This window comes from Burkholderia sp. JKS000303 (genome assembly GCF_002563755.1).
In the GTDB taxonomy this organism is placed as follows: domain Bacteria; phylum Pseudomonadota; class Gammaproteobacteria; order Burkholderiales; family Burkholderiaceae; genus Burkholderia; species Burkholderia anthina_B.
In genome coordinates this window covers 405,277-418,689 of the sequence record NZ_PDBZ01000004.1, presented here as the reverse complement: position 1 = coordinate 418,689, position 13,413 = coordinate 405,277, and the positions used below count along the sequence as shown (strand labels likewise).

Below are 13,413 nucleotides of genomic sequence, written 5' to 3'. Positions count from 1 at the left end.
CGCCGGTTCGCACGTCGCAGCCGGCGCCCGATGTTTCCTGCGAGAGATTCGCCCGATGTGTCTGATTGCCTTCGACTGGCAGCCTGATGCCGCCGCCGGTCCCGTCTTTACCCTCACCGCCAACCGCGACGAGTTCTTCCGTCGTACGAGTGCGCCGCTTTCATGGTGGGAGGACGTGCCGGGCGTACTGGCCGGCCGCGATCTCGAGGCCGGCGGCACGTGGCTCGGCGTGTCGCGCGACGGCCGCTTCGCGGCGCTGACGAACTACCGCGCGCCGTTCGACATTCGCGCGGGCGCGCCGACCCGCGGCAAGCTCGTCTCCGACTTCCTCGGCGGCCCGTCCGTCGCGCCGCTCGATTACCTCGGCGAACTGGCCGAGCATGCGGCCGTGTACAACGGCTTCAACCTGCTCGTCGGCGACTGGAAGCGCCGCGAGCTCGCCTGGTTCTGCAACCGCGCGGTCGAAGGCGAAACCGGCGTCGCCGCGCCGGTGGCGATCGGCGCCGGCGTGCACGCGCTGTCGAATGCGCGGCTCGACACGCCCTGGCCGAAAGTCGTGCGCAAGCGCGCGGAGCTCGGCACGCTGCTGACCGACAACCCGACGCCGTCGCTCGACGAGCTGATCGAGCTGATGCGCGACACGCACGTCGCCGACGACGATGCGCTGCCGCACACGGGCATTCCGATCGAGCGCGAACGTGCGCTGTCGGCCGCGTTCATCGAAACGCCCGAATACGGCACGCGCGGCACGACCGCGCTGCGCGTGACGATGAAGGAAGGCGTGCGGCTGACGGTCGACATCAAGGAGCGCTGCGACGACGACGGCTCGCACCGCACCGTGCGACCAGGCACGTTCGAGCGCGCGTTCACGTTCGACATCGACGCGACGAAGCCGCGCTGAGCGCGGCGCGCGATGCTACGGCGCGCGCGCCATCTCGACGTGCCGCACGCCGACTTCGACGAACGGTTCGCCGACGGCCGCGAAGCCGTGTCGCGCGTAAAACGACACCGCGGCATCCAGCGCATAGAGCCGCACGACCGGCTCGCCGCGGTGCCGCGCCGCATCCAGCAGCGCGTGCAGCACGGCTGACCCGGTGCCCTGCCCGCGCGCGTCGGCCAGCACCGCGACGCGGCCGATCGTACCGGACGGCAACAGCCGCCCGGTTGCGATCGCGCGACGCGCGCCGGTCGCCGTGTCGACCCGGTAAGCGACGGCATGCAACGACAGCAGATCCTCGTCATCGAGTTCCCATTCCGGCGGAATCCGCTGTTCGCGCACGAACACTGCATCGCGGATACGTGCGGCATCGCCGCCGAGCGCCGTCCAGTCGCCCGTTTCCACCCAGCTGTCCGTCATCGCTTCCTCCGCGCGGCACACGCGCCACCGCCGTCAAACGTCGTCGAATGCGGCCTTGAGCGCCGCGACCGCGTCGGCATGCGCGGCCCGCACTTCGGGCACATAGCCGCCCATCTTGAAGAACTCGTGGATCATCCCCGGATAGCAGACCAGCGTGACCGTGTTGCCGGCCGCGCGCAGCTTGTCCGCGTAGGCGGCGCCTTCGTCGCTCAGCGGATCGTATTCGGCCGTCGCGATCCATGCCGGCGCGACGCCCGCGAACGACGGCGCATCGCGCTTGCCGTCGAGCGGCGCGAAGCGCCAGTCGTCGCGATCCGAGCGATCGCGGACATATTGTCCGAAGAACCACTGGATCGTGTCCTGCGTCAGCAGGTAGCCGCTCGCGAGCCGCGCGTGCGATTCGGTGTCCTGGTAGCCCGTCACGCCCGGATAGATCAGCATCTGCAGCACAAGCTCGATGCCCGCGTTGCGGGCGAGCACCGCGCAGACGGTCGCCAGCGTGCCGCCGGCGCTGTCGCCGCCGACCGCGAGTCGCGTGGCGTCGATGCCGAATGCGGCGGCCTCGCGATGCAGCCAGCGCAACGCGTCGTCGGCGTCGTTCACCGCGGTCGGAAACCGGTGCTCGGGCGCGAGCCGGTAGTCGACCGACAGCACCGCGCACTGCGCGTCGCGCGCGAACATCCGGCACAGCGCGTCGTGCGTATCGACGCTGCCGACCGTGAAGCCGCCGCCGTGGTAGTAGACGAGCGCGGGCAGCGGTTCGGCGAGGCTCGGCTCGACCGGCAGGTACAGCCGCGCGCCGATCGTGCGGCCGTCGCGCGTGGGCACGACGCACGCTTCGACCGAATGCATCGGCGCCGGCGCGACGTCGAGGATCGGCGCGCTCTTCTCGTACGCGGCGCGCGCCTGCTGCGGCGTCTGCTGGTGATAGGACGGACGTTTCGCGCGCTCGACCATGTCGAGCACCTGGGCGATCTTCGGATTCAGCGGCATCGGTGAGGACGGCGCACTCGGCGCCGTGAACGGACAAGCGTCACATGATGCCATGCGCGGGTCAGACGAGCTGCACCAGCTGCTTGCCGAAATTGTGGCCCTTCAGCAGCCCCAGGAATGCATCGGGCGCACGCTCGAGCCCATGTGCGATCGTCTCGCGGTAATGCAGCTGACGCGTCGCGACGAGTTCGCCCAGCTCGGCCAGCGCGGGCGGCCATGCGTCGGGATGCTCGAACACGATGAAACCCTGCATCGTCAGCCGCGAACGCAGGATCAGTCCGGGATTCGCGAGCGGCGCGGCCGCGCCGTCGTAACCGGAGATCATCCCGCACACGGCAATGCGGCCGAACGCGTTCATCCGCGCCATCGTCGCGTCGAGCACCGCGCCGCCGACGTTCTCGAAGCAGCCGTCGACGCCGTCCGGCGTCGCGGCGGCCAGGTCGTCGGCCAGCCGGCCGGCCTTGTAGTCGACGCACGCGTCGAAGCCGAGCGTGTCGATCACGTAACGGCACTTGTCGGGGCCGCCCGCGATACCGACCGCGCGGCACCCGGCGCGCTTCGCGAGCTGGCCGACGACGCTGCCGACCGCACCGCTCGCCGCGCTGACGACGACGGTGTCGCCGGCCTTCGGCACGATGATCCGGTTCAGCCCGACCCACGCGGTCACGCCCGGCATGCCGGTCACGCCGAGCCATGCCGACAGCGGCACCCGCGACGTATCGACCTTGCGCAGTCCGCTGCCGTTCGACGTACCGTATTCCTGCCAGCCGAACTGGCCGACCACGTGTTCGCCGACCGCGAAATCCGGGTGCCGCGATTCGACCACCTCGCCCGCCGTGCCGCCGATCATGACTTCGTTCAGCGGCTGCGGCACCGCGTACGACTTCGCGTCGTTCATCCGTCCGCGCATGTACGGATCGAGCGACAGGAAATGGTTGCGTACGCGCAGTTCACCGTCGGCGAGCGGCAAGAGCGGCGTCTCGACGAGCCGGAAGTTGTCGGCGCTCGCGGCACCTTGCGGGCGCGACACGAGCAGGATCTGGCGGTTGACCGTATTCATTGCTGCCTCCTTCGCTTCATTCACCCGGCGTTGCTGCGGCGCAAGCCCGCGCCTCCACGCCCCAAAACAAAACGGCCCTGCCTGTGACCAGGCAGGGCCGCGCTCGGCAGCGCTTACGCGTCGCTCGGGCCTGGCTGTGCGTCCGGCACCGTGCGCGTGCGTTGCCGCTTGATGTCGCGGCCGACCGCGAGCCGCCGCATGTACTTGAACGTGCCGAGCGCCTTCGCGACGAAGTTGCCGTCGCTGTCGCGCACTTCGCCTTCGCAGTACGCCATCGTCGTCGACCGATGCATCACGCGCCCGTAGGCGCGCAACTCGCCGCGCCCCGGCTGCATGAAGTTCACCTTCATCTCGACCGTGACGACGCCGACGCCGTCATCGGTCAGGCTGCGCGCGGCCATCGCGAGCGCGATGTCCGACAGCGTCATCGTCACGCCGCCGTGCGCGATGCTCCACGTGTTCATGTGCCGTTCGTCGAGCGGCAGCACGATCTCGCTCGCGCCGTCCTTCGCGGATATCAGCCGCACGCCGAGCAGGTCGACGAACGGGCTTTCGATCGACGGACCGTCCGTCGGGGATGCCGCGTCGCTCATCGTGCGCTGTCGGACAGGTAGTCGACGCACTGGCGCGATTCGGCCACCGCCACGACGAATTTCTTCACTTCCTGGTGAACGGGGTGTACCTGGTAAGCATCGAGCGCGGCCTGGTCCGTGAAATCGGACACGAGCACGACGTCGCTGGTCGCATCGAGACCCGGCGTCGCCACGCCGACGTCGAGCTGCAGGATGCCGGGCACGAGATCGCGGCAACCTTCGAGCTTTTCCTTCAGCCTGAGTGCGTTTTGCGCGCGCGTGCCGCCTTCCGCCGATTCCTTCAGCTTCCACATGACAATGTGTCTGATCACTTCCGTTGCTCCTGTTCGTTGGGGTTCGCGACGCCGGCTCGCCGCGGCCGGCGGGCGATGCGCCCCCGTCATGTCATTTGTCGGTCTGCACCGCTTGCCCGCGGTCGCAGGCGGCCGGCGCGAAGCCGGCAGGAACCGGCTGTCGTCCGGTCTTCCGGCGACGATACGCGTTTTTCACCGCGTCGACATTCGGCGACACGGCCCGGCAAGCGACGGCAGGCACCAAGCCTACCAAACTTGACGGCTCCGATGGGCCGATCGTGCGGCGTGCCGCCCGGCGCCGCGCCGGACACCGCGCTGACATTCTACGCACTGTCGCTCGACCGGCACGGCGCGCACCGGACCGGTACCGCCGTGCCCAACCGCAATCCGCTTCGTCGCTCAGTGGACCTTGCGCTTCTTCCGGCGATAACGCCACGCGTCCAGTGCAGCACAGCCGCCAAAGCCCACGCCGACCGCGACAAACGGCAATCCGATCGCGCACAGGATGAGGACGGCCCCCCACTGCTCGCCGAAACTGCGCACGACCGCGCGGTCGGGGTTGCGGGGATCGTAGAGCACGCGAACGGTGTCCCCGGTATTCAGCGTATCGCTGGACGACGAACCCTGCGCGAAGGTGACGGCCCGGCCGGTATCCGTCCGGAACGTGACGATCGCCGAGTACATGCTGCCGGCGCCCCGATCGCTGCGCTTGCGTTCTGCCATCTCGACGACCTGTCCGGTCGTGTGGACGTAATCGCGGACCTGCTTCTGGTTGTGCACGTAAAGTGCGCCCGCGCCGCCCAGCAGGCCGCTACCCAGCAACAACGGCAATCCGGCGAAGAGCGCGAGCCCGGCCATCATGCTCATTGCTTCGGATCCGGATTTCGCACCGGACGCATGCCCGGCAGCTTGCCCGGGCTCCGTCGACGACGAACCCTCCCGCCCGACCAGCACGCCGATCCCGGCAAACACGGTGCCCAGAATGGTCAGGATCCCGACGCCGAACCATCGCTCGAAAAAACCCGCGAATATCACGCCGTCGGCCGGATGAGCCGGGTCGTAGTAGAGCCGGTCCTTGTCGCCCGGATCGGCGCTTGGCGACGTCGTGGCCAGCCGCCCCGTCACGTCAACGGTTTCGCCGCTCGCGGTGACGAACCGATAGACGGTCCGGTAGTGGCCGACGTCGTAGCCGTCGTGTGAAAACCCGACGACGACGGCTTCGGTCTCCGTCATGCGCGACGTCGCCGAGATTGACGCATAGACCCAGACGGCGGCACTCAGCAGAAGAGCAACGCCGACCAGCAAGAACCCGTTCACGCGTCGGCATGTCGATGCGCGTGTCGCGCCGGCCGCGCCCACATCGGCAGGGTGAGGTGTTGAAGTCCTGCGTGCCCTGCGTTGCCCGGCGTCGCGCTGGGCGTATCCGGTATCGACATTCGCGATAGGGTTGTCGTCAGGCTTGCTCTTGTCTCTCATACAGCATGTCCGGTCTCGTCAGACCAACATGATACGGTCCAAGAAGCGCCACACCGCCACACCGCAGCATCGGCCCGCGCGGCTCACCGCGACACGACCCGGTTCCGTCCGTCCCGCTTCGCCTGATACAACCGCTCGTCGACCACCCTCAGCAACGCATCGACCGTGCTCCCGTCGACGCCGTACTGCGCCACGCCGACGCTGACCGTCACCTGCACGCGCTTGAAATCCAGCCCGAACGGCGAGCTCGCGATCGACGAGCGGACGCGTTCGGCCGTCATGCGCGCCCCTTCGAGCGGCATCTCCGGCAACAGCGCCATGAACTCCTCGCCGCCGACCCGCGCGAGCGCCCCCGCCGGACGAATCGCCTCGAGACACTGGCGCACGACGCCGCGCAGCACCTCGTCGCCGATCTGATGCCCGTATGCGTCGTTGATGTTCTTGAAATTGTCGAGATCGAGCGCGAGCAGGCAGAACGGCGTGCCGTCGCGTTCCGCGCGCACGATCTCGCGCTCGACCTGCGCGATGAACTGGCGACGGTTCGACGCGCCCGTCATCGGATCGGTCGCGGCCATGTATTCGAGCTTCTGGTTGGTGCGCCGCAGTTCCTGCAGCGCGCTCTCGGTGCGCGCCATCGATTCCGACAGCCGGCTCATCAGGTCTTCCTGGCTGTAGATCGCGGAGAACGAACGCGTCGTCTGCAACGCCTGCACCACGCCGTAGCTGAGCAGGAAGAACCCGCCCGCGAAGATGGCATGCGCGAGCCACCACATGTGATTCCACGGCTTACCGAGAATGAACGCGAGCGACGACAGCGCGAACGCCATGATCGACACGCCGTAGATCACCATCAGCGGCGAACGGATGCGCCGCGCGAGGAGCACGCCGACGTTGAGCAGGGAAAACACGAGCGCGCCGCCTTCCATCGACATCCGCGTCCCGAGCGCGCCGGCGACGGGCGAATACGCGATGTACGCGACCGCCAGGTTGACGATCACGAAGAACACGATCCACGGCAGCCACGTGCGCGCCCGCGTGCGCTTCTCGATGCGATCGGGCGGCTGGGAATACGACAGCAATCCGGTCAGCAGCAGGATCGACATCACGAGCCGCGACGCGGGCCCGTACAGCAGGAACAACCAGATATTGTGGTGCGCCATCCCGGTGAACGCACCGTGCAACGCGTAGATCATCGCGAAGCCGAGAAAGCCCAGCGTGAGCCAGCGCAGCAACGGCTCGCCGGACGACCGGTAGCAGACCCATGTCACGTAGGTGACGAACGCGCCCTCGAGGGTCGCGGCCGCGATCGCGAGTTCATGGAATGCATGGCTCTCGAACACGACGCGCGGGTCGCTGAAAAACCACAGATAGGCGATCAGATAGGCCGGCAGCAAGGCAAATCCGACCAGCAGGCATTTTGCGTAGAGCCTCGCGGCCGCGCTTACGACGCGCGGCGGTTCCCCGGCGGCATAGGTCGTACTCAATTCGGTCCCCGTTCGGTCTGCTGCGTGGTTCGAACGTCCACGGCGCCGGAAACGCACGATGCATCTGCGCCGGCTGCCGGGAACGCGTCGCGTACGTCGGAGCGACGCACGCGCGGGCCCATCCCGCCGAAAGACAAATGACAGAGCAAGTATAGGGGCGGCAATTCGTTTGACAAGTAAGGGGAAACGGCATCACCCGGCGGACGCCGTTTATCGTCTCTTCGTTACGAATTGCGCCCGACCGTCGCGGATTCGCGCGGCGGCCGCGGTTTCCATCCTACCAAGCCGCGGTCGCCGGCGGACAAAGATCAGACGATTTCGAACAGGCCGGCCGCGCCCTGCCCGCCGCCGATGCACATCGTGACCACCACGTATTTCACGCCGCGGCGCTTCCCTTCGATCAGCGCGTGGCCCGTCAGGCGCGCGCCCGACACGCCGTACGGATGGCCAACCGCGATCGCGCCGCCGTTCACGTTCAGGCGTTCGTCAGGAATCCCGAGCGTGTCGCGGCAATACAGCACCTGCACTGCGAACGCTTCGTTCAATTCCCACAGGCCGATGTCGTCGACCTTCAGCCCCGCCTGCTTTAGCAGCTTCGGCACCGCGAACACCGGGCCGATACCCATCTCGTCCGGCTCGCAGCCAGCGACCGCGAAACCACGGAACACGCCGAGCGGCTGCAGCCCTTCGCGCTGCGCGACATCGGCGCTCATCACGACGCACGCCGATGCACCATCGGAAAACTGGCTCGCATTGCCGGCGGTGATCACGCCGCCCGGCACGGCCGAACGGATCTTCGACACGCCTTCGAGCGTCGTGTCGGGCCGAATGCCTTCGTCGGCCGACACCGTCACGTCCTGCGTGAACAGCCGCCCCGTCGCTTTGTCGGCAATGCCCGCACGCACGGTGATCGGCACGATTTCGTCGCGGAAACGCCCGGCTTCCTGCGCGGCCGCCGCGCGCAGTTGCGACTGCACGCCGTAGGCATCCTGCCGGTCCTTCGCGATCCCGTAGCGCTTCGCGACGTTCTCGGCCGTCTGCAGCATGTTCCAGTAGATCTCGGGCTTGTGCTCGACGAGCCAGCCTTCCTGGATCATGTGCCGGTTCATCTCGTTCTGCACGCACGAGATCGATTCGACGCCGCCCGCCACATACACGTCGCCCTCGCCCGCGATGATCCGCTGCGCGGCCAGCGCGATCGTCTGCAGCCCTGACGAGCAGAAACGGTTCACCGTCATCCCCGGCACGCTGACCGGCAGCCCCGCGCGCAGCGCGATCTGGCGTGCGATGTTCGCACCGGTCGCGCCTTCGGGATTCGCGCAGCCCATGATCACGTCCTCGACGCGCGCGGGGTCGAGCTTCGCGCGCTCGAGCGCGGCGGCAACCACGTGGCCGCCGAGCGTCGCGCCGTGCGTCATGTTGAATGCACCGCGCCACGATTTTGCGAGCGGCGTGCGTGCGGTCGATACGATTACGGCTTCGGTCATGCGAGTCTCCTTCGGTCCTGCTGAATCGGATGGGAATGCGCTACGCCGTCGGGCGCGCGCCCGCGGACGTCACGTGTGCGACGCCCGCCGCCTGCATCTGTTGCCATGCGTGCGCGAGCGACCCGTTCAGGTCGATGGCGCGGCACGCATCGTTGATTACTGCGGCGTCGAAGCCCGCCGCGCGCGCATCGAGCGCCGACCACGCGACGCAATAGTCGGTCGCGAGCCCGCAACACCACACGCGCTTCGCGCCGAGCTCGCGCAGATAGCCGGCAAGCCCCGTGCGCGTCGTGCGGTCGGCTTCGACGAACGCGGAATAGCTGTCGACCTGCGCATCGCCGCCCTTGCGGATCACGAGCCTCGCATGCGGGATGTCGAGGTCGCGATGCAGCGCCGCGCCTTCGGTGTCCTGCACGCAGTGCGCGGGCCACAGCACCTGCTCGCCGTACGGCAGCGCGAGCGTCGAGAACGGCTCGCGCCCCGGATGGTTCGCGGCAAACGACACGTGCTCGCGCGGGTGCCAGTCCTGCGTCAGCACGACCTGGTCAAAACGCTGCGCGAGCGCGTTGATCACCGGCACGACCGCGTCGCCGTCCGGCACCGCGAGCGCGCCGCCCGGCATGAAGTCGTATTGCACGTCGATCACGAGCAGCACGTCGTCGGTGCGTTTCATTGCGTTTCTCCTGAGGGGGTCGAGCGCGCCGTCACGCGGCGTCGTCAGCCGTTGAACCCGCGCCCGGCTCGGGCCAGCTCGACGATCGACGGCGCAAGCTGCCACGCGTCGCCGTTCGGCGCCGCCGCGTAGCGGCGAATCGCGCGCTCGACGTTGTAGAGGCCGACCATGTCCGCGTACAGCATCGGGCCGCCGCGCCACAGCGGGAAGCCATAACCGGTCAGATAGACCATATCGATGTCGGACGCCTTCGACGCGATCTTCTCCTCGAGGATCTTCGCGCCTTCGTTGACGAGCGCGAACGCGAGCCGCTCGACGATCTCGTCGTCGCCGATCTTGCGCCGCTCGACGCCGCGCTCCTTCGAATACGCGACGACCATGTCGTCGACCAGCGCCGACGGCTTCGCCTTGCGCTCGCCCGGCACGTAGTCGTACCAGCCGCCGCCCGTCTTCTGGCCGAAGCGGCCCAGCTCGCACAGGCGATCGGCGATCTTCGAGTACTGCAGGTCGGGCTGCTCGACATAGCGGCGCTTGCGGATCGCCCAGCCGATGTCGTTGCCGGCGAGGTCGCTCATCCGGAACGGGCCCATCGCGAAACCGAACTTCTCGATCGCACGATCGACCTGCGCGGGCAGCGCGCCTTCCTCGAGCATGAAGAGCGCCTGGCGGATATACTGCTCGATCATCCGGTTGCCGATGAAACCATCGCATACGCCCGACACCACCGCCGTCTTGCGGATCTTCTTGGCGACCGCCATCACGGTGGCGAGCACGTCCTTCGCGGTCTGCGCGCCGCGCACGACCTCGAGCAGCTTCATCACGTTCGCGGGGCTGAAGAAGTGCATGCCGACGACGTCCTGCGGACGCTTCGTGAACGCGGCGATCTTGTCGACGTCGAGCGTCGACGTGTTCGATGCGAGGATCGCACCGGGCTTCGCCACGGCGTCGAGCTGGCCGAACACCTGTTCCTTCACGCCGAGTTCCTCGAACACGGCCTCGATGATCAGGTCCGCATCCTTCAGGTCGCCGTAGGACAGCGTCGGCGTGATCAGCGCCATGCGCGCGTCGAGCTTCTCCTGCGTGAGCTTGCCCTTCTTCACCTGCGCGTCGTAGTTCTTGCGGATCGTGGCGAGCCCGCGATCGAGCGCGTCCTGCTTCGTCTCGAGCAGCGTGACGGGCAGGCCCGCGTTGACGAAGTTCATCGCGATCCCGCCGCCCATCGTGCCGGCGCCGATCACGCCGACGCGGCGAATCTCGCGCACCGGCGTGTCCGACGGCACGTCGGGAATCTTGCTCGCTGCGCGTTCACCGAAGAACGTGTGCCGCAGTGCGCGGCTTTCCGGCGTCATCATCAGCGCGACGAAGCCGTCGCGCTCGGCAACGCTGCCCTTGTCGAAACCGTTCAGCACGCCGGCCTCGATCGCGTCGATGCACTTGTGCGGCGCGGGGAAATTGGGTGCGGCGGCCCGCGCGGAATTGCGCGCGAACTGAATGAAGCCCGCGGCATTCTCGTGGACGATCTTGCGATCGCGCACGCGCGGATACGGCCCCTTCTGCGCGCCGGCCTTCTGCGCGAACGCCACGGCCGCGTCGAGCAGGTCGCCGTCGGCCATCGCGTCGAACAGCCCGCTTTTCGCGAGGTGCTCCGACAGCACCGGCGTGCCCGACACGATCATGTTCAGCGCGGTTTCGAGGCCCACCGCACGCGGCAGCCGCTGCGTGCCGCCCGCACCCGGCAACAGGCCGAGCTTCACTTCGGGCAGCGCGACCTGCGTACCGGGCGCGGCGATGCGATAGTGCGCACCGAGCGCGAGTTCCAGACCGCCGCCCATCACGACGCTGTGCAGCGCCGCGACGACCGGCTTCGCGCTCGCCTCCACCGCGCGGATCACGGTGTGCAGCGTCGGCTCCTGCAGGGCCTTCGGGGTATTGAATTCGGTGATGTCGGCGCCGCCCGAGAACGCGCGGCCCGCGCCGGTCAGCACGATCGCCGTGACCGACGGATCCTGCGCGGCGCGCTCGAGCGCGTCCATGACGCCGAGCCGGGTCGACAGGCCGAGCCCGTTGACGGGCGGATTGTTGAGCGTGATGACGGCCACGCCGTCGCGAGTCGAGTAATCCACTGCCATCTGCCTGCCTCCATGCATCGCGCGCCAGGGTGGCTGCGCTTCATTGTGCGCGGTCGAACGGCCGCATGTCCGGATCGAACGGAGGCAGCATACAACGAAAAAGCACGGTCGTTCAATTTGAATTTTTCCCGATCCGGGGGCCGGATCGGGCAACCGTGCGGCAGGCCGTCTCCGGCCGCGGGGGCTTACAACTCGCAGACCGCCGTCGGCAGCACGTAGTCGCGGAACGTTTCGCGCAATTTGAGCTTCTGCAGCTTGCCGGTCGCGGTGTGCGGCAGCGAGTCGACGAACACGACGTCGTCGGGCACCCACCACTTCGCCACCTTGCCGTCGTAGAACGCGAGCAGCGCTTCGCGGGTCAGGTTCGCGCCTTCGCGCTGCACCACGACGAGCAGCGGCCGCTCGGTCCATTTCGGGTGCGCGCAGGCGATGCAGGCCGCTTCGGCGACGCCCGGATGCGCGATCGCGACGTTCTCGATGTCGATCGAGCTGATCCATTCGCCGCCCGACTTGATCACGTCCTTGCTGCGGTCGGTGATCTGCAGGAAACCGTCGGGGTCGATCGTCGCGACGTCGCCGGTCGGGAACCAGCCATCCGACAGCGGCGACGTATCGCTCCTGAAGTAGTGGTCGATCACCCACGGCCCGCGCACCTGCAGCTCGCCGAACGCGACGCCGTCCCACGGCAACTCGTGCCCGTCGTCGCCGACGATCCGCATGTCGACGCCGCAGATCACGCGACCCTGCTTTTCCAGCAGCTTGCGCTGCGCGTCGGGTGAGCGCTGCGACTGCGCCCAGTTCAGTTTCGCGAGCGTGCCGAGCGGCGACAGCTCGGTCATCCCCCATGCGTGGATCACGCGCACGCCGTATTCGTCCTCGAACGTGCGCAGCATCGCGGGCGGGCATGCGGAGCCGCCGATCACCGTGCGGTTCAGCGTCGAGAAACGCACGCCGGCCTCGCGCATGTAGTTCAGCAGCCCGAGCCACACGGTCGGCACGCCCGCGGAAAACGTCACGCGCTCGGCTTCCATCAGCTCGTACAGCGACTTGCCGTCGAGATCCTTGCCGGGCAGCACCAGCTTGCCGCCGGTAAGCGGCACCGCGTACGGCAGCCCCCACGCGTTCACATGGAACATCGGCACGACGGGCAGCACGGCATCGAGCGCCGACAGGTTCATCGCATCGGGCAGCGCGGCGCCGTACGCATGCAGCACCGTCGAGCGATGCGAGTACAGCACGCCCTTCGGGTTGCCGGTCGTGCCCGACGTATAACAAAGGCCCGACGCCTGCAGTTCGTCGAGGCGCGGCCAGTCGTAGCGGCCGTCCTCGGCGTCGACGAGCGTTTCGTAGCACAGGTACGGCGTCGCGCCGGACGGCAGGTGGGCGGCGTCCGTCATCGCGATCCAGCCCTTCACGTGCGGGCACTGCGGCGCGATCGCATCGACGAGCGGTGCGAAATTGAGGTCGAAGAAGACGTAGCGGTCTTCCGCGTGATTGACGATGTACGCGATCTGCTCGGGAAAGAGCCGCGGGTTGATCGTGTGACACACGGCGCCCATCCCGCCGATCCCGTAATACGCTTCCAGGTGCCGGTAGCCGTTCCACGCGAGCGTGCCGACCCGCTCGCCCGATTCGACGCCGAGCCGGGCAAGCGCCTGTGCGAGCCGCTTCGCGCGTTGCTCGCAATCGCGGTACGTGTAGCGATGCAGGTCGCCTTCCACGCGCCTCGACACGATCTCCGTGTCGCCCGCATGCCGCGCGGCATGCGCGATCAGCGACGACACCAGCAACGGCATGTCCATCATCTGGCCCAGCAACGGCTTACCCATCGTCTTGTTCTCCCGGAAGGACGCGAATCGGTGACCCGC

The 13,413-nt window shown here is 67.9% G+C and carries 12 protein-coding genes; 1 reads left to right on the top strand and 11 read right to left on the bottom strand.

Annotation, left to right across the window (positions count from 1 at the left end):
* Positions 1-55 precede the first annotated feature (55 nt).
* Positions 56-901, top strand: a complete 846-nt coding sequence (locus BX604_RS35165; protein ID WP_098556098.1) for an NRDE family protein — start codon at positions 56-58, stop codon at positions 899-901.
* A gap of 15 nt (positions 902-916) precedes the next feature.
* Here BX604_RS35165 and BX604_RS35160 read toward each other — a convergent pair whose 3' ends face one another.
* The 11 genes from BX604_RS35160 to BX604_RS35110 form a co-directional block, all read right to left on the bottom strand.
* Positions 917-1,357 (bottom strand): GNAT family N-acetyltransferase, encoded by a 441-nt coding sequence (locus tag BX604_RS35160; protein ID WP_098556568.1) that lies wholly within the window; start codon positions 1,355-1,357, stop codon positions 917-919.
* Between the two features lie 33 nt (positions 1,358-1,390).
* Positions 1,391-2,350, bottom strand: a complete 960-nt coding sequence (locus BX604_RS35155; protein ID WP_098556096.1) for an alpha/beta hydrolase — start codon at positions 2,348-2,350, stop codon at positions 1,391-1,393.
* 61 nt (positions 2,351-2,411) lie between these two features.
* Positions 2,412-3,410 (bottom strand): NADP-dependent oxidoreductase, encoded by a 999-nt coding sequence (locus BX604_RS35150; protein WP_098556094.1) that lies wholly within the window; start codon positions 3,408-3,410, stop codon positions 2,412-2,414.
* 113 nt (positions 3,411-3,523) lie between these two features.
* Positions 3,524-4,003, bottom strand: a complete 480-nt coding sequence (locus BX604_RS35145; protein WP_098556092.1) for a PaaI family thioesterase — start codon at positions 4,001-4,003, stop codon at positions 3,524-3,526.
* On the bottom strand, positions 4,000-4,314 hold the full coding sequence (locus BX604_RS35140) for a Dabb family protein (RefSeq protein ID WP_098556090.1): 315 nt from the start codon (positions 4,312-4,314) through the stop codon (positions 4,000-4,002). The genes BX604_RS35145 and BX604_RS35140 overlap by 4 nt, the downstream gene beginning before the upstream one ends.
* Positions 4,315-4,695: 381 nt before the next feature.
* A complete protein-coding gene (locus tag BX604_RS35135; protein ID WP_098556087.1) occupies positions 4,696-5,772 on the bottom strand; it encodes a DUF3592 domain-containing protein in 1,077 nt (358 codons plus the stop codon).
* An 83-nt stretch (positions 5,773-5,855) separates the two neighbouring features.
* Positions 5,856-7,256 (bottom strand): sensor domain-containing diguanylate cyclase, encoded by a 1,401-nt coding sequence (locus tag BX604_RS35130; protein WP_098556085.1) that lies wholly within the window; start codon positions 7,254-7,256, stop codon positions 5,856-5,858.
* A 308-nt stretch (positions 7,257-7,564) separates the two neighbouring features.
* On the bottom strand, positions 7,565-8,743 hold the full coding sequence (locus BX604_RS35125) for an acetyl-CoA C-acyltransferase (protein WP_098556083.1): 1,179 nt from the start codon (positions 8,741-8,743) through the stop codon (positions 7,565-7,567).
* Between the two features lie 40 nt (positions 8,744-8,783).
* Entirely contained in the window at positions 8,784-9,416 is a 633-nt protein-coding gene (gene pncA / locus BX604_RS35120) for a bifunctional nicotinamidase/pyrazinamidase (protein ID WP_098556080.1), read from the bottom strand.
* A 44-nt stretch (positions 9,417-9,460) separates the two neighbouring features.
* The gene (locus BX604_RS35115) at positions 9,461-11,545 is read right to left on the bottom strand and encodes a 3-hydroxyacyl-CoA dehydrogenase NAD-binding domain-containing protein (RefSeq protein ID WP_098556078.1); all 2,085 of its coding nucleotides are present in this window, start codon (positions 11,543-11,545) and stop codon (positions 9,461-9,463) included.
* Between the two features lie 185 nt (positions 11,546-11,730).
* The gene (locus BX604_RS35110; RefSeq protein WP_098556076.1) at positions 11,731-13,374 is read right to left on the bottom strand and encodes a 3-(methylthio)propionyl-CoA ligase; all 1,644 of its coding nucleotides are present in this window, start codon (positions 13,372-13,374) and stop codon (positions 11,731-11,733) included.
* Positions 13,375-13,413: the final 39 nt, after the last annotated feature.